This is a genomic window from Pseudomonas sp. AC193, assembly GCF_979258075.1.
Window position 1 is genome coordinate 732,942 of sequence record NZ_OZ409832.1, and the last position, 15,638, is coordinate 748,579.

The 15,638-nt window shown below is 58.0% G+C and carries 14 protein-coding genes and 2 pseudogenes; 11 read left to right on the forward strand and 5 right to left on the reverse strand.

Translation table 11 applies throughout. The features are described from left to right. Positions 1-42: 42 nt before the first annotated feature. Positions 43-987 (reverse strand): alpha/beta hydrolase, encoded by a 945-nt coding sequence (locus ACZZ0D_RS03450; RefSeq protein WP_053123001.1) that lies wholly within the window; start codon positions 985-987, stop codon positions 43-45. Between the two features lie 199 nt (positions 988-1,186). Here ACZZ0D_RS03450 and fadD2 point away from each other — a divergent pair, with 199 nt between their 5' ends. Beyond that, a complete protein-coding gene (fadD2, locus tag ACZZ0D_RS03455; RefSeq protein ID WP_426619268.1) occupies positions 1,187-2,875 on the forward strand; it encodes a long-chain-fatty-acid--CoA ligase FadD2 in 1,689 nt (562 codons plus the stop codon). A gap of 347 nt (positions 2,876-3,222) precedes the next feature. Next, complete coding sequence (fadD1, locus tag ACZZ0D_RS03460) at positions 3,223-4,920, forward strand: long-chain-fatty-acid--CoA ligase FadD1 (protein WP_212548889.1); 1,698 nt, start codon at positions 3,223-3,225, stop codon at positions 4,918-4,920. Positions 4,921-5,155: 235 nt separating this feature from the next. On the opposite strand, the gene ACZZ0D_RS03465 is transcribed toward fadD1, so the two are convergent. Next, complete coding sequence (locus ACZZ0D_RS03465) at positions 5,156-5,533, reverse strand: hypothetical protein (protein WP_008082340.1); 378 nt, start codon at positions 5,531-5,533, stop codon at positions 5,156-5,158. A gap of 198 nt (positions 5,534-5,731) precedes the next feature. On the opposite strand from ACZZ0D_RS03465, the gene ACZZ0D_RS03470 reads away from it, so the two are divergent. The 3 genes from ACZZ0D_RS03470 (at position 5,732) to def (ending at position 7,581) form a co-directional block, all read left to right on the forward strand. Next, positions 5,732-5,923 carry a CsbD family protein gene (locus tag ACZZ0D_RS03470; RefSeq protein ID WP_053122994.1) on the forward strand — a complete coding sequence of 64 codons (192 nt, stop codon included), beginning with the start codon at positions 5,732-5,734 and terminating at the stop codon, positions 5,921-5,923. Positions 5,924-6,088: 165 nt separating this feature from the next. Beyond that, complete coding sequence (locus ACZZ0D_RS03475; protein ID WP_053122992.1) at positions 6,089-7,045, forward strand: YihY/virulence factor BrkB family protein; 957 nt, start codon at positions 6,089-6,091, stop codon at positions 7,043-7,045. Further along, positions 7,042-7,581: a peptide deformylase gene (gene def, locus ACZZ0D_RS03480; protein WP_053122989.1), complete on the forward strand. Its 540-nt coding sequence runs from the start codon at positions 7,042-7,044 to the stop codon at positions 7,579-7,581. The genes ACZZ0D_RS03475 and def overlap by 4 nt, the downstream gene beginning before the upstream one ends. Positions 7,582-7,662: 81 nt before the next feature. Here the strand turns inward: def and ACZZ0D_RS03485 are convergent, their stop codons facing one another. Continuing rightward, on the reverse strand, positions 7,663-8,070 hold the full coding sequence (locus ACZZ0D_RS03485; RefSeq protein WP_426619269.1) for a GNAT family N-acetyltransferase: 408 nt from the start codon (positions 8,068-8,070) through the stop codon (positions 7,663-7,665). Positions 8,071-8,394: 324 nt separating this feature from the next. On the opposite strand from ACZZ0D_RS03485, the gene ACZZ0D_RS03490 reads away from it, so the two are divergent. The 6 genes and pseudogenes from ACZZ0D_RS03490 to ACZZ0D_RS03515 all read left to right on the forward strand — a co-directional run. Continuing rightward, positions 8,395-9,336 carry a fatty acid desaturase gene (locus tag ACZZ0D_RS03490; RefSeq protein ID WP_463552461.1) on the forward strand — a complete coding sequence of 314 codons (942 nt, stop codon included), beginning with the start codon at positions 8,395-8,397 and terminating at the stop codon, positions 9,334-9,336. Positions 9,337-9,478: 142 nt separating this feature from the next. Beyond that, complete coding sequence (locus tag ACZZ0D_RS03495; RefSeq protein WP_463552462.1) at positions 9,479-10,270, forward strand: phosphate/phosphite/phosphonate ABC transporter substrate-binding protein; 792 nt, start codon at positions 9,479-9,481, stop codon at positions 10,268-10,270. A gap of 178 nt (positions 10,271-10,448) precedes the next feature. Continuing rightward, positions 10,449-10,976 carry a sigma-70 family RNA polymerase sigma factor gene (locus tag ACZZ0D_RS03500; protein WP_463552463.1) on the forward strand — a complete coding sequence of 176 codons (528 nt, stop codon included), beginning with the start codon at positions 10,449-10,451 and terminating at the stop codon, positions 10,974-10,976. Further along, positions 10,973-11,986 carry an ABC transporter substrate-binding protein gene (locus tag ACZZ0D_RS03505; RefSeq protein ID WP_463552464.1) on the forward strand — a complete coding sequence of 338 codons (1,014 nt, stop codon included), beginning with the start codon at positions 10,973-10,975 and terminating at the stop codon, positions 11,984-11,986. The genes ACZZ0D_RS03500 and ACZZ0D_RS03505 overlap by 4 nt, the downstream gene beginning before the upstream one ends. A gap of 545 nt (positions 11,987-12,531) precedes the next feature. Continuing rightward, positions 12,532-13,308 (forward strand): annotated as a pseudogene (locus ACZZ0D_RS03510) (PAS domain-containing protein); the annotation flags it as partial. A gap of 114 nt (positions 13,309-13,422) precedes the next feature. After that, positions 13,423-13,851 (forward strand): annotated as a pseudogene (locus tag ACZZ0D_RS03515) (methyl-accepting chemotaxis protein); the annotation flags it as partial. Positions 13,852-13,985: 134 nt separating this feature from the next. On the opposite strand, the gene ACZZ0D_RS03520 reads toward ACZZ0D_RS03515, so the two are convergent. Then, the gene (locus ACZZ0D_RS03520; protein WP_463552465.1) at positions 13,986-14,117 is read right to left on the reverse strand and encodes a hypothetical protein; all 132 of its coding nucleotides are present in this window, start codon (positions 14,115-14,117) and stop codon (positions 13,986-13,988) included. Beyond that, positions 14,104-15,528 (reverse strand): MFS transporter, encoded by a 1,425-nt coding sequence (locus tag ACZZ0D_RS03525; RefSeq protein WP_463552466.1) that lies wholly within the window; start codon positions 15,526-15,528, stop codon positions 14,104-14,106. Before ACZZ0D_RS03525 ends, ACZZ0D_RS03520 begins: the two co-directional genes overlap by 14 nt. Positions 15,529-15,638: the final 110 nt, after the last annotated feature.

Below are 15,638 nucleotides of genomic sequence, written 5' to 3' on the forward strand. Positions count from 1 at the left end.
CGGTCTCGATTCCTGTGACGGATTAAATAAATCCACAAAAAATTATTCGCTGCGTTGCGGGCGCGGATGGCTGAGCACCTGATCGATCCAGGCCAGCACATCGGCAATCACCTCATCGCGATTGGTTTCGTTGAACAATTCGTGCCGCGCCTGCGGGTAGATCTGCAGTTGCAGGTTCTGGCTGCCGGCCGAGCGCAAAGCGTTGGCCAGATCAGTCAGACGCTTGCCTTCACTCACCGGATCACATTCGCCGCCAATCACCAGCAACGGCAGGCCCGGGTTGATCTGGGCGAGATTGGACGCTTTGCTGATTTGCTGCAAGCCGCCGAGCAAGTCGATCCACAGCTGATTGGTGCAGCGAAAGCCACACAACGGGTCGTTGGCGTACAGGTCGACTTCAGCCGGATCGCGGCTGAGCCAGTCGAACGGCGTGCGCACCGGTTTGAATTTTTTGTTGAACGAGCCGAACGACAACCACTCGATCAGCGCACTGCGCCCCTTGCCGCCCTGACGCAGTTTTTCCAGTCGGGCGATCTGCCGTGCCGCGCCATAAAGCGCCACTGGCTGAAAGTTCGAACCGCTGAGAATCGCCCCCTGCAAACTGGCGCTGTGGTGCAGCAGATAGGCCTGCGCGAGGTAGCTGCCCATGCTGTGGCCGAGCAGGATGATCGGCACGCCGGGGTGCTGCTGGCCGATGTGTTGATTGAGGCTCGCCAAATCACCCAGCACCTTGCACCAGCCATCGTCGTCGGCGAAATGTCCGAGCGTACCGTGTTCGGCAGTTTTGCCATGTCCGCGCAAATCCGGCGCGTAAACGCCATAACCTTTGTCGCAAAACGTGTCGGCCAAACGGGCATAGCGGCCGCTGTGTTCGGCCATGCCGTGGGCCAGCAGGATCACCGCTTTCAACGGCGCGGCGGGCAGCCATTGGTTGACGAACAGGCGGCTGCGGTCACTCGCGTCCAGCCATAGGGGGTGGTGGATCATGGCGATTCCTTTGCTCAGAGTCGGAACATTGTATAGCGCGTCTGATCAGCCCACGCCACGGCAGGAAGATTCACACGATCAATGACGGCTTTGCCCGTATTTGCCTCAATGGCCATAACTGCTAGTGTCCGTGAAGCTCCGCTTTTTCAGAAATGACAGAAAGCGGCCCGGATCGGCTCAGGTAAAGAGGACAAGAACAATGCAACCTGATTTCTGGAACGACAAACGCCCGGCCGGCGTACCGCTGGACATCGACATGGGTGAGTTCAAGTCGGTGATCGAGGTGTTTGAGCGCTCCTGCAAGAAGTTTGCGGATCGCCCGGCATTCAGCAACATGGGCGTGACCCTGACTTACGCCGAGCTCGAACGTCAGAGCGCCGCTTTCGCCGGTTACCTGCAAGCGCACACCGATCTGGTGCCGGGCGATCGCATCGCCGTGCAGATGCCCAACGTCCTGCATTACCCGATTGCCGTGTTCGGTGCCTTGCGCGCCGGGCTGATCGTGGTCAACACCAACCCGCTGTACACCGCGCGGGAAATGCGTCACCAGTTCAAGGATTCCGGCGCACGTGCGTTGGTGTACCTGAACATGTTCGGCCAGAAAGTCCAGGAAGTGCTGCCCGACACTGACATTCAATACCTGATCGAAGCGAAGATGGGCGACTTGATGCCCACCGCCAAAGGCTGGCTGATCAACACCGTGGTCAGCAAAGTGAAAAAAATGGTGCCGGCGTATTCGCTGCCGCAGGCGATCTCCTTCAAGAGTGCGCTGCGTATGGGCCGGGGCTTGGGCATCAAGCCGTTGAAGGTCAGCCTCGACGACATCGCCGTGCTGCAATACACCGGCGGCACTACCGGACTGGCCAAGGGCGCGATGCTCACCCACGGCAATCTGGTGGCGAACATGCAGCAAGTGCGCGCGTGTCTGGCGCAGCTCGGGCCGGATGGTCAGCCACTGCTGCGCGAAGGTCAGGAGGTGATGATCGCGCCGCTGCCGCTGTACCACATCTATGCGTTCACCGCGAATTGCATGTGCATGATGGTCTCGGGCAACCACAACGTATTGATCAGCAATCCGCGCGACATTGCCGGGTTCATCAAAGAGCTGAAGAACTGGCGTTTCTCGGCGTTGCTGGGGCTGAACACACTGTTCGTTGCGCTGATGGATCACCCGGATTTCAAGACCCTGGATTTCTCCAGCCTGAAACTCACTAACTCTGGCGGCACCGCGCTGGTCAAAGCCACCGCCGAGCGTTGGGAACAGATGACCGGTTGCCGCATCACCGAAGGCTACGGTCTGACCGAAACCTCGCCGGTGGCGTGCACCAACCCGTACGGCGATCAATCGCGCCTCGGCACAGTCGGTTTGCCGGTGCCGGGCACGTTGTTGAAAGTGATCAACGATGATGGCGTCGAGCAGCCAATGGGCGAGCGCGGCGAACTGTGCATCAAGGGCCCGCAGATCATGAAGGGCTACTGGAACAAACCCGAGGCCACCGCCGAAGTACTGGATGCCGAAGGCTGGTTCAAATCCGGCGATATCGCAGTAATCGACCCGGACGGTTTCGTGCGCATCGTTGATCGCAAGAAGGACATGATCATTGTCTCCGGTTTCAACGTGTACCCGAACGAGATCGAAGACGTGGTGATGGCCCACCCGAAAGTCGCCAACTGCGCGGTGATCGGCGTGCCGGACGAGCGTTCGGGCGAGGCGGTGAAGCTGTTTGTGGTGGCGCGGGAAACCGGCGTGAGTCTTGAAGAGCTGAAGGCGTACTGCAAAGAGAATTTCACCGCGTACAAAGTGCCGAAGCACATCGTGCTGCGCGAGTCGTTGCCGATGACGCCGGTAGGGAAAATTCTGCGGCGTGAGTTGCGCGATATCGCTTAACGCCTGAAAACAAAAAGATCGCAGCCTTCGGCAGCTCCTACAGGAAACGTATTCCAATGTAGGAGCTGCCGAAGGCTGCGATCTTTTGCTTTGAAGCCCCGTTTTGCGGGACTTTCAAGGTGTTCTAGGATTTTTGCTCTAAAATGACTGTTAGCAAGTCTTGAGTCATAAATATGACTGTATGGGCCGCTTTTGGCTCTAGTCGACCCTCGGCAAAGCTGCTACTCTCGGCGCGCTTTGTGACTTCTCGGCCTATCAAAAAGCCAGATTCACCAATACAAAACACACACCAATAATAATCGCATCAAATGCGGTGAAGAATTCGCGTTGCTGAGGAGTGGGCTTCCATGAACGAAGACTTTTGGAAGGATAAGTACCCCGCTGGAATTGCTGCCGACATCAATCCAGATGAGTACCCGAATATTCAGGCAGTGTTGAAGCAGTCCTGCCAACGCTTCGCCAACAAACCGGCTTTCAGCAACCTGGGCAAGACAATCACCTACGGTGAACTGTACGAATTGTCCGGTGCGTTTGCCGCGTATCTGCAACAGCATACCGACTTGCAGCCCGGTGATCGAATCGCCGTGCAATTGCCCAACGTTCTGCAGTACCCGGTGGCCGTCTTCGGTGCCATCCGTGCCGGGCTGATCGTGGTCAACACCAACCCGCTGTACACCGCGCGGGAAATGGAACACCAATTCAACGACTCCGGTGCCAAAGCCCTTGTTTGCCTGGCGAACATGGCGCACCTGGCCGAAACCGTGGTGCCAAAAACCGGCGTCAAACACGTTTTCGTCACCGAAGTTGCCGACCTGTTGCCGCCGGTCAAACGCCTGCTGATCAACAGCGTCATCAAGTACGTGAAGAAAATGGTGCCGGCTTACCACCTGCCGAAAGCCATCAAGTTCAACGACGCGTTGAGCAAAGGCCAAGGCCAGCCTGTGGCCGAAGCCAACCCGCACAGCGGCGATGTCGCGGTGCTGCAATACACCGGCGGCACCACCGGCGTGGCCAAAGGCGCGATGCTCACCCACCGCAACCTCGTCGCCAACATGCTGCAATGCAAGGCACTGATGGGCTCGAACCTCAATGAAGGTTGCGAGATCCTGATCACGCCGCTGCCGCTGTACCACATCTATGCGTTCACCTTTCATTGCATGGCGATGATGCTGATCGGCAACCACAACATCCTGATCAGCAACCCGCGCGACCTGCCGGCGATGGTCAAGGAACTGTCGAAGTGGAAGTTCAGCGGTTTCGTCGGCCTCAACACGCTGTTCGTGGCGCTGTGCAACAACGAAGGTTTCCGCAAGCTGGACTTCTCGGCGCTGAAAGTGACATTGTCGGGCGGGATGGCCCTGCAACTGGCCGCTGCTGAGCGCTGGAAAGCGGTGACCGGTTGCTCGATCTGCGAAGGTTACGGCATGACCGAAACCAGCCCGGTCGCCACGGTGAATCCGATCCAGAACATCCAGATCGGCACCATCGGCATTCCGGTGCCGTCGACCCTGTGCAAAGTCATCGACGATGCCGGTGTCGAGCAGCCAATGGGCGAAATCGGCGAACTGTGCGTCAAGGGCCCGCAAGTGATGAAGGGCTACTGGCAGCGTCAGGAAGCCACCGACGAAATGCTCGACAGCGACGGCTGGCTGAAAACCGGCGACATCGCGCTGATCCAGCCGGACGGCTACATGCGCATTGTCGATCGCAAGAAAGACATGATTCTGGTCTCCGGTTTCAACGTTTATCCGAATGAACTGGAAGACGTGCTGGCGACCCTGCCGGGCGTGTTGCAGTGCGCGGCCATTGGCATCCCGGACGAGAAGTCGGGCGAAGCGATCAAGATTTTCATCGTCGCCAAACCGGGCGTGACGCTGACCAAGGAAACGGTGATGGAGCACATGCGCGCCAACGTCACCGGTTACAAGGTGCCGCGTTCGGTCGAGTTCCGCGATGCGCTGCCGACCACCAACGTCGGCAAGATCCTGCGCCGCGAACTGCGCGATGAAGAGCTGAAGAAGATCAAGGCCAAGTCCGCCGCCTAAAACACCAAGCCCCGCAGATGCGGGGCTTTTTGTTGGTGCAGAGCATGGCTTGGGTTATGCGTTGAACCTGCCCCTCACCCCAGCCCTCTCCCGAAGGAGAGGGGGCCGATCACGTGCAGTTCAAAACCTGAGTTCGACTCGATATCCCATGTCGGCGTACCTCGCCCAAACACCTCGGTCAGTTCCCTCTCCCTTGGGAGAGGGCTAGGGTGAGGGGAAGGGAGCGGCACTGATCCTACTGACGGAACGGCGCGAAATTCACATTAGTCCCCGCCGGACGCATGTCCTGCAGATACGAATCCTTGTCTGCACTCAATTCCAGGCTCAGCGCCGCTTTGCGCTTGCCTTCATTGCGAATAACCAGCCCTTCGAGCTTTTCACGCAGAAACACCGTCGGCACTTTCAGGTGCAGCAGTTCGTCGGTGGCCGGCGTGTGCATCAGCAGGTGAATCCACTCGTACTGACCAATCGCCAGACGCGACACTGGCAGGTCGAACCACCAGATGTTGCGGTTGCGGTTCAGTTCGGCGAAGTGGCAATTGTTGGTGCCGAGCACGGCGCCGCCCAGTTCCTTGTTTCTACGGGCGATGGCGAGCGTTTTATCGAGTTTCATAACATTCCTGCAGGATCGGTTCCTGGCGCGTGGCGCCCTTATGCTGCGCATTCTCGGGGCATTGCACGCAAACATAAAGCCCAACCTGTTCGTCGCGACGAAATGATCCGGCGAAAAATAAATGAAACTTGGCGCAAACCCGGCCAGTCAATCATTACGTACTGACTTTTCCCCCTAATTGCACCAAGGAGAAACACCATGAGTAGCACAGGCGATAAAGTAAAAGGCATGGCCAACGAAGCGGTCGGCAACGTCAAGCAAGGCGTCGGTAAAGCCACCGACAACACCAAGCTGCAGGCCGAAGGCAAAGTCCAGGAGAAAAAAGGCGAAGCCCAGCAAGCGGTCGGCAAAGCCAAGGACGCTGTCAAAAAAGGCGTCGACAAGGCGTAATCCAGCCTTGAACGAAAGACACGAGCGGCCATCCAAGGATGGCCGTTTTTGTGTCGAAATCCTGCTGACACCCACCAAGGTTCGCCAAACAAGCTACCTTGATGTAAAAAACGGCCCCTGAGTCGCCACGACTTCAAACCTGTATTGCGGCGAAAGGAGACGCGAATGATATTTCCAGACATGAAAGGTCTGCCCCTGCACCGAGTGATGGTGCGCACGGTCACTGAATTCGTCGATGACGAAATGTCGACCTACGCCTCGGCACTGGCCTACCAGATGCTGTTCTCGCTGTTCCCGTTCATCCTGTTTCTGATTGCCCTGATCGGTTTCCTGCACCTGCCGGACTTCTTCTCCTGGCTGCGCCTGCAATCGGAACTGGTGCTGCCGCCGCAGGCGCTGGAATCAGTCAACCCGGTGATCGACCAGTTGCAGCAGTCCAAGGGCGGCTTGCTCTCGGTCGGTATCGTCATCGCCCTGTACACCGCGTCTGCCGGCGTGCGCCTGATGATGAGCGCGATGAACGCGGCGTATGACGTGGTCGAAGGCCGACCAATCTGGAAGCGCTTTCCGCTGTCGGTGGTCTACACCGTCGGCATCGCCGGCATGCTGCTGATGGCCGCCGCGCTGATGGTGCTCGGCCCGCAAGTCATGGGCTGGATTGCCGCGCAAGTGGGGCTGGAAGAGGTCATCGTGACCATCTGGACGATCGCGCGCTGGCCGGTGATCGTGATTTTGATGATGGTCGCCGTGGCCCTCATCTATTACGTGATGCCCGACGTCAAACAGGAATTCCGCTTCATCACTCCGGGCTCGGTATTGGCCGTGGTGGTGTGGATCATCGCCTCGTTGGGTTTCGCGTTCTACGTGAAAACCTTCGCCAACTACAACGCGATGTATGGCAGCATCGGGGCGATCATCGTGCTCTTGCTGTACTTCTACATTTCTGCCGCGGTGCTGCTGCTCGGCGCGGAGATGAATGCGGTGATCGAGCACATGTCCAGCGAGGGCAAAGACGAGGGCGAGAAAGTCCCCGGCGAACTCGATGAACAACCCAAACAACACGTCTCGGGCCTGGGCCGCGATCACTCGCTCAAGCCGGACACTGACGAAGCCACATCATGATCCGTGAAATCCTCAAAATGGGCGACGAGCGCTTGCTGCGCATCGCCCCGCCGGTGCCGCCGGAAATGTTCAACAGCCCTGAGCTGTGGCAACTGATCGACGACATGTTCCAGACCATGGAAAGTGTCGGCGGCGTCGGTCTGGCCGCACCGCAGATCGGCGTCGATCTGCAATTGGTGATCTTTGGTTTCGAGCACAGCGAACGTTATCCGGACGCTGAAGCCGTGCCGCAGACGATTCTGATCAATCCGCTGATCACGCCGTTGAATCCGTTGATGGAGGAGGGGTTTGAAGGGTGTTTGTCGGTGCCGGGGTTGCGCGGCGCGGTGGATCGTTATCAGCAGATTCGCTACGAGGGTTTTGATCCGAAGGGCGAGCCGATCATGCGTGTGGCTTCAGGTTTTCATGCGCGGGTGGTACAGCATGAGTGCGATCACCTGATCGGCCGGTTGTACCCGTCGCGGATTACCGATTTCAGCAAATTCGGTTTCACCGAAGTGATGTTCCCGGATCTCGATCCCACAGCTGACGATTAACCAGAATCAAAAGATCGCAGCCTTCGGCAGCTCCTACAGGGATAGGTGTAGGAGCTGCCGAAGGCTGCGATCTTTTGATCTTCACCCCAGCCCCATCGCAATCATCGGCTTGCTCCGCGCATACCGGCTCAATCGCTCCGCCATCGCCTGCGGCAACTCAGGATCAAACCGGAACCCGCGCCGCTCGTAAAACCCGCGTAAATCCGGATGACAGAACAGCCACACCGGTTCCGTCACATCCTGCACCGCCGCTGCCATCAACTGCGCCGCAATCCCCTGATCCCGACACCCCGGATCAACAAACAACCCGGTCAACCAATGCCCACCCGCCACCGGTCGCAAGCACAACGCTGCAACAATTTCCCCACGTCGCGCCACCCACAATTGCGCATCACGCACGGCTTTCATCGAGGATTGGTGGCTGCGGTAAAACTTGTTCATCAACGGCCAGAGAGACGCGTCGAGCAGGCTGTATTGGGTATCGGGCATGGGTTCTGACTGTCGGTAGATTTCGCGGCGATTATAAAAGAACGCGCGCGTCTGGATAGGTGTATACCTGAGCTCACATCCCCTGTGAGTGGAGTACGCATCATGTCCAAAGGTATGGATTCAAAGAAAGCCGCGAAGAAGAAACCGGCCAAGACCGCGATTGAAAAACGCGCGGAGAAGAAGGCCAAGAAAACCGATATTTTCGGTCATTGATCACGCCTTTCGGAAGCCCGGTTCTCGGGCTTCCCTGTTGATCCAAAATAATCTGCAAGATTCTCGGTGGTCGTTGCACAGAAAGGGAAGGAACCCGCTGCGAGCAACGCCATGTCTCATTATTTCGACGCCGCCCACCGTCAACACATCGAAACCCTGCGCCAACGTTTTACCGCTCGCAGCGACTGGCCGACCTGGCTGTTGTTGATCGGCGTGTATGGCGGCTGGTTTGCAATCATGTTGAACAGCCACTGGCTGGGACGGGGTTTCAGTACCGTGCTGCTGATTCCGCTGCTGGTGCTGTGGCTGTCGGTGCAACACGAATTGCTCCACGGCCATCCGACGCGCTGGACTCGCTTCAATAAAATCCTCGGCTATGCGCCGTTTGCCGTGTGGTATCCGTACACGCTGTATCGCGACAGCCATTTACTGCATCACCGCGATGAAGATCTGACGGTGCCCGGTGTCGACCCGGAAAGCCGTTACCTGACGCGGGGGCGCTGGCAGGGCAGTTCGCTGTTTGAACGCAGCCTGCACTGGCTGAATAAAACCGTGCTCGGGCGTTTCGCCATCGGTGCGCCGCTGGGCTTGCTGGCGTTGGCGAGTGAAGAATTGCAGCGGCTGAAAAACCGTGAGCGCCAAGCCTGGCTGATGTGGCTGACCCATGGCGCGTTCACGCTGTTGATGTTGTGGTTTATCGCGCGCTACAGCGTGTTGCCGGTGTGGCATTACCTGTTGTTGATCAGTGTGCCGGCGCTGTCGATTGCGATGATCCGCTCCTACTACGAACATCGACCGCACGCGCAACCGGAGCAGCGCACGGTGCTGAACGAAGCCGGATGGCCGTGGCGCTGGCTGTTTCTCAATCTGAATTTCCATCTGGTGCATCATGATTTGCCGGGGCTGGCGTGGTACGACTTGCCCAAGGTGTATCGCGCGAATCGCGAGCAATGGGTGGCGAGGAGTGGCGGGTTTCTGGTGCAGGGGTATGGGCAGTTGTGGCGGGAGCATGGCGTCAGACCGATCGACAGCCCCGAGCATCCTTATCACTAGTCTCACGATCACCACATAACTCCCTGTAGGAGTGAGCCTGCTCGCGATCGCGGTGTATCAGAACCGAAGATGTCACTGAAAAACCGCTATCGCGAGCAGGCTCACTCCTACAGTTGGAAATTTGTTGTCAGGAAATATGCGCATGACTCAACACCACGCCGAGCTCCTCATGTACACCGCCCCCGAGCCCATCCGTGTGGCCAACGAGCGCTGGCTCGGGCGCATCCTGGAACACCTCGGCCATACACGGCTGAACACCGAAGGCCTGTCACTGCGCGAACTCTGGTTATCCCCCAATCTGCTGCTCACACAAACCTGCGGCTATCCATTGATGACGGCATTAAAAGGCCAGGTTCGTGTGATCGGCCGCCCACGCTACGAACTCCCCGACGCCAGTGCCGGCAACCATTGCAGCCTGATCCTCAGCCGCGCTGATGACCCACGCAAAACCTTGCCAGCCTTTCGCGACAGTCGCGGCGTGATCAACAGCGACGACTCCAACAGCGGCATGAACCTGTTGCGACAACGCCTCGCCCCGTTGCATCGCGATGGGCAATTCTTCTCCACGGTCGGCAACAGCGGCGGTCACCGTGAAAGCCTGCGCTGGTTGCGTGAGAAGCGCGCAGATCTGGCCGCCATCGACAGCGTCACCTACGCCTACCTCGCGCAGCATGCGCCTGAGGAAGTCAGGGGACTACGTGTTGTTGGACGCAGTGCGTTCAGTCCGACGTTGCCTTTTATCACCGTCGCCAGTGCTACGGACGAACAGATCGAGCGGCTGCGACAAGTGATGAATCAGTCGTTGCACGAACTTCCGGATGTTGTGCAAACGTTGGGATTGCCTGAGGTGTTGGCGGCGGGAGAGGGTGATTATCAGGTGGTGCTCGACTACCAGCGTGAGGCTGAGGAGTTGGGGTATGGCCGCTTGCGTTGAAGATCGCAGCCTTCGGCAGCTCCTACAGGGATCGCGTTCCGGGCTGCGATCTTTTGATCTTGTATTCCATAATTGAATATAAAAATGAAATTTAAATATTATTAATGCATAAGGCGCCTTGCTACGATCGCGCCACCGGAACACCGGACATTCAGCGACCCCTAACCCAGGAGCCCCTATGTCCGGCGCCGACCTTTCCCATCGCCAACACTTGGCCGGCCTGTTCCGCGCCCATCACCACTGGCTTTGCACCTATCTGCGTCGGCATCTGTACGACGCGGCGAGCGTTGAAGACATCGCCGCCGAAACCTTCGCGCAACTGCTTGAATCATCATCCCTGACCGCCATCCGCGAACCCCGCGCCTTGCTCACCACCGTCGCCCAACGTCTGCTTTATCAGCACTGGCGCCGTGCGGATCTACAGCGTCGGCATCAGCTACAGGTCGATGAGGAGGGCACCGCGTCGCCCGAGCATCTCGCGCAACTGTCGCAAACCCTGAAACGCCTCGATCACACCCTGCAACGCCTGCCCGGCAAAGTCCGTTCGACCTTTCTGCTCGCCCGCATCGATGGCCTGACCTACCCGCAAATTGCTGCCGAACTGGGCATCTCCCAGCGCTCGGTCAGCGTGTACATGACCCGTTCCCAAGCCCTGTGCGATCGCCACAGCGCCAACCAATTCCTACAAGACAAGAGGTCTGCATGAGATCGATCAAAACCCTGCTCGGCGGTTCGCTGCTGGCGCTGAGCCTGAGCGTCGGCGTTGTTTCAGCGGCGGAGAAAACCGCGCCGATCCACTTCGGCGACATCACTTGGGAGAGCGGCAGTTTTATCACCGAAGTGCTGCGCCTGATCGTCGAAAAAGGCTACGGCTACCCGACCGATACGCTGCCGGGCAGCACCGTCAGCCTCGAAGCGGCGTTGGCAAAAAACGATATTCAAGTGATCGGCGAAGAGTGGGCGGGGCGCAGTCCGGCGTGGGTCAAGGCTGCTGCTGAAGGCAAAGTATTTGGGCTCGGCGATACAGTGAAAGGCGCTACCGAAGGCTGGTGGGTGCCGGAGTACGTGATCAAGGGCGACCCCGAGCGCGGCATCAAACCCTTGGCGCCGGAACTGAAGTCGGTGGCGGATCTGCCGCGCTACAAAGACGTGTTCCGTGATCCTGAAGACCCGAGCCGTGGGCGTTTCCTCAACAGCCCGACGGGTTGGACGTCGGAGATCGTCAACACTCAGAAGCTCAAGGCCTACGCGCTCAACGACAGCTTCGTCAACTTCCGCACCGGCTCCGGCGCGGCGCTGGATGCCGAGGTGGCGTCGTCGATCAAACGTGGCAAACCGGTGCTGTTCTACTACTGGTCACCAACGCCGCTGCTCGGGCGTTTCAAACTGGTGAAACTCGAAGAACCGCCGTTTGATGCCGAAGCCTGGAAGACCTTGGCCGATGCCAATAATCCGAATCCCAAAGGCACGCGGTCGATGCCGGCGAGTCTGGCGATTGGCGTGTCGGCGCCGTTCAAGGCTCAGTACCCGGAACTGGTGACGTTTTTTGAGAAGGTCGACTTGCCGATAGATCTGTTGAACCAGACGCTGGCGGGGATGAGTGAAAAACGTTTGCAACCGAGGGTGGTGGCGCAGGCGTTTTTGCGCGATCAGCCGCAGGTATGGAAGGCGTGGGTGCCAGCAGAAGTGGCGAGCAAAGTGAGTGCAGGTTTGTAGGTTTTTTCTGATGTTTTTGTAGTGCTGCTTCTGGCGCCTTCGCGAGCAAGCCCGCTCCCACACTTGAAATGCATTCTCATGTGGGAGCGGGCTTGCTCGCGAAAGCGTCCGCCCCGCCAACACCTCCCTTCGCGCTGAACCGATTCTTGTGCAAAAAGTCCTCACTACTGGCCGACTAGTGGCCTTGCGCAAGGTTTTGCGCTAGCTATGCTGCTCTGTAACTAACTATGTCGACCGTGCACGGTTAGTCTGCAAATTCATGCTGCCAGAGTGCGCAACCCAAGGCACCGACACTGAACCAACAAGGAGCATTTTTTAAATGGAAGTTCTTCAACGCGTTAGGGCTGGCCCGCGAGCGGGCTATCAAGAGAAGGATGTCTTGATTAGAGCGTCGCTGCATGGACTCTCCGATTGACCATCATTTATCACCTGACAACTTCCTCCCGTGGAGGAATGCGTGTGCCTGTTCTTTGGAACGTAGTGGTGGATCGTGAAAGACCTGAACTTTCATCAAATCAAAAGTCCGCGCGGAAGGTGATACAACCATGTTTAACCTACATCACAAGGCTGACCTGCTGGAAATCGAACGATTCAGCTGTGCCTTGACCGAGGCCAATGCCAAGTTGGCCGCGATCAGCCGTTCGATGGCGATGATCGAATTCACCCCCGACGGCATCGTTCTGGATGCCAACGAAAATTTCTGTAAAACCATGGGCTATGGCGCCGATGAAGTGCGCGGCAAACATCACCGGATCTTCTGTGAAGAAGCGTTTTATCGCAGCGAGGAATACGCCAAGTTGTGGCGCGACCTGGCCCGTGGTGAACCGATCAGCGGGACGTTTCTGCGTTTGAACAAAAGTGGCAAGGAAGTCTGGCTCGAAGCCAGTTACATGCCGGTGTATGGCCCGGACAAGCAAGTTAAAAGCGTGATCAAAGTCGCGTCCGACATTACCGCGCGGATTAACAAGGAGCATGAAGAAGAAGCCATGCTCGCGGCGATCGGTCGCTCGATGGCCGTGATCGAGTTCACCCCGGAAGGCAATGTCATCACCGCCAACGACAACTTTCTCAAGACCATGCAGTACTCGCACAACGAAGTCGTTGGCCATCACCACAGCATGTTCTGCCACCGCAGCGAATCCGAATCGTCGCAATACAAAGCTTTCTGGGCTTCGCTCAATCGCGGCGAATATCACTCGCACCGTTTCGAGCGCAAGAACAAGTCCGGGCACATGGTATACCTCGAAGCCTCGTACAACCCGCTGTTCGACGCCAAGGGCCGCTTGTACAAAGTGGTCAAATTCGCCAGCGACATCACCCAGCAAATGACCACGCTGCAGAACGCCGCGGAATCGGCCCACAGCACCTCGGTACAAAACGACGCCTGCGCGCAAAAAGGCTCACAAGTCGTGCAGCAAACGGTGCAGATCATTCAGGACATTTCCCGCGACCTCAACGAAGCGGCAGTCAGCATCGATGCGGTCAGCAAACAGTCAGACATCATCGGCACCATCGTCCAGACCATTCGCGGGATTGCCGATCAGACTAATTTGCTGGCGCTCAACGCCGCGATCGAAGCGGCGCGTGCCGGCGAGCATGGGCGCGGGTTTGCCGTGGTGGCGGATGAGGTGCGAAGTCTGGCGGCAAGAACGAGTCAGGCTACTTTAGAGATCGTCGATGTGGTGCGCCGCAACCACGACCTGTCGCTGAGCGCGGTGTCGAGCATGCAGTCGAGTCTCAGCCGTACCGGACTTGGTGTGGAGCTGGCGAACGAGGCGGGGGCAGTGATTCAGGAGATTCAGCAAGGCTCACGCCACGTCGTCGATGCCATCAGCCAGTTCAACGAAACCCTGCAACTGAACTGACATTTTCTAACAACACAAAACCTGTGGGAGCGGGCTTGCTCGCGAAAGCGGTGTGTCAGTCGGTGGAAATTTCACTGATACACCGCTTTCGCGAGCAAGCCCGCTCCCACATTTGTTTTGTGCAGATCTTCGGATTAGAGGCCAGCGAGGAATTTGTCCGCCGTTTTATCGCTGTCCTTCACGTCGTTGTTTTTCTCCGATTCCGCCAACTTCATCTTGTCCTGCAAGCGCTCGGCGATATCTTTGCCGCTATCAGCGATGAGCAATGTTTTCCAACGCCAGATTACGCGTGCGCGGGCCGAAGTAGCCGATGGTCAGCATCACGATCAACATGCTGCTGGCAATGAACGCCAACACGCCGGGCGTGCCAAAACTGTCGAGAAAAAAGCCGATCAGCAGGCTGCTGAACACCGTCGACAAACGACTGAACGAATAGCAGAACCCTACCGCGCGGGCGCGAATATTGGTCGGGAACAGTTCGCTCTGGTACGAGTGATAACTGAAGCTCAGCCAGGCGTTGCAGAAGGTGATCATCACCCCGCAAAAGATCAGCCCGAAGGCACTGGTCTGCAGCGCGAATAACGTACCGAAGGTCATCGCACCGAGGGCCGAGCCGACGATCTGCCATTTGTTCTCGAAACGGTTGGCGAACTTGACGAACAGCAGCGGCCCGAGCGGGTAGGCGAGGGTGATGATGAAGGCGTACATCAAACTGTGGGTGACGCTCACGCCCTGGCCGGACAGCAGCGCCGGCAACCAATTGCCAAAACCGAAAAAACCGATCGCTTGAAAGACGTGGAAGACGATCAGCATCAAGGCGCGGCGGCGATACGGTGGTTGCCAGATGTCGGCGAAACGACCCTTGCCTTCAACATCGACCGGCACGGTTTCCGGCATGTCCAATGGCTGGCCATGATCCTTCTCGCAGCGTGCCTCGATGTTATCGAGAATCCGGTTGGCTTCGTCGAATCGTCCGTGCTGCGCCAACCAGCGTGGCGACTCCGGCAGACGCTTGCGCAACCACCAGATAAACAGCGCAAACACCGCGCTCGCCAACACCACCCAACGCCAGCCGGACACACCGAACGGCGCTTGCGGCACCAGCCACCACGACATCAACGCCACTGCCGGCACCGAGAGAAATTGCACGAAAAACGCGAAAGCGAACGCTGAGCTGCGCATGCGTTTGGGCACCAGTTCCGAGAGGTAAGCGTCGATGGTCACCAACTCGATGCCCAAACCGATGCCGACCAGAAAACGCATGCAAATGATGCCCAGCGCCGAACTCTGAATACCCATCAACACCGTCGCCACGGTGTACCAGACCAGCGCGAAGGTGAAGATCGCGCGGCGACCGAAGCGATCCGCCAGCGGACTGAGCAGACTGGCGCCGAGGAACAATCCCAGAAACGTCGCCGAGGCGAACGCTGCTTGATCGGAGAAACCGAACACGCCCTGATTGCCGGTGGCGAAGATGCCGTCGCGGATCAGTCCGGGGCTGATGTAGGCGGTCTGGAATAAATCGTAGAGTTCGAAGAAACCACCGATCGACAGCAGCGCCACCAATCGCCAGATCGTCGCGACAGCGGGGAGACGGTCGATACGGGCGGAAACTTCGGCAGCGCGGATCGGGTCGATGCCGTCGCTTTGCGCGGCGGCGGGGGCGTGTGCAGTCATGGGCAGATCCATTTTTTATTGATGGAAAAGCTTAGCCTGCTATCGGAAACCACGGATTGTGAAGATCAGCGATTTGCCCCGGGAAACCGCTGATTTCTTGCAATATCTGC

Excerpts from the sequence above, each read along its gene's own strand:
- fadD1 (WP_212548889.1), top strand. The coding sequence starts at position 3,223 with ATGAACGAAGACTTTTGGAAGGATAAGTACCCCGCTGGAATTGCTGCC.
- ACZZ0D_RS03470 (WP_053122994.1), top strand. The coding sequence starts at position 5,732 with ATGAGTAGCACAGGCGATAAAGTAAAAGGCATGGCCAACGAAGCGGTC.
- ACZZ0D_RS03485 (WP_426619269.1), bottom strand. The coding sequence starts at position 8,070 with ATGCCCGATACCCAATACAGCCTGCTCGACGCGTCTCTCTGGCCGTTG.
- ACZZ0D_RS03475 (WP_053122992.1), top strand. The coding sequence starts at position 6,089 with ATGATATTTCCAGACATGAAAGGTCTGCCCCTGCACCGAGTGATGGTG.
- ACZZ0D_RS03505 (WP_463552464.1), top strand. The coding sequence starts at position 10,973 with ATGAGATCGATCAAAACCCTGCTCGGCGGTTCGCTGCTGGCGCTGAGC.
- ACZZ0D_RS03490 (WP_463552461.1), top strand. The coding sequence starts at position 8,395 with ATGTCTCATTATTTCGACGCCGCCCACCGTCAACACATCGAAACCCTG.
- fadD2 (WP_426619268.1), top strand. The coding sequence starts at position 1,187 with ATGCAACCTGATTTCTGGAACGACAAACGCCCGGCCGGCGTACCGCTG.
- ACZZ0D_RS03465 (WP_008082340.1), bottom strand. The coding sequence starts at position 5,533 with ATGAAACTCGATAAAACGCTCGCCATCGCCCGTAGAAACAAGGAACTG.
- ACZZ0D_RS03450 (WP_053123001.1), bottom strand. The coding sequence starts at position 987 with ATGATCCACCACCCCCTATGGCTGGACGCGAGTGACCGCAGCCGCCTG.
- def (WP_053122989.1), top strand. The coding sequence starts at position 7,042 with ATGATCCGTGAAATCCTCAAAATGGGCGACGAGCGCTTGCTGCGCATC.
- ACZZ0D_RS03525 (WP_463552466.1), bottom strand. The coding sequence starts at position 15,528 with ATGACTGCACACGCCCCCGCCGCCGCGCAAAGCGACGGCATCGACCCG.
- ACZZ0D_RS03500 (WP_463552463.1), top strand. The coding sequence starts at position 10,449 with ATGTCCGGCGCCGACCTTTCCCATCGCCAACACTTGGCCGGCCTGTTC.
- ACZZ0D_RS03495 (WP_463552462.1), top strand. The coding sequence starts at position 9,479 with ATGACTCAACACCACGCCGAGCTCCTCATGTACACCGCCCCCGAGCCC.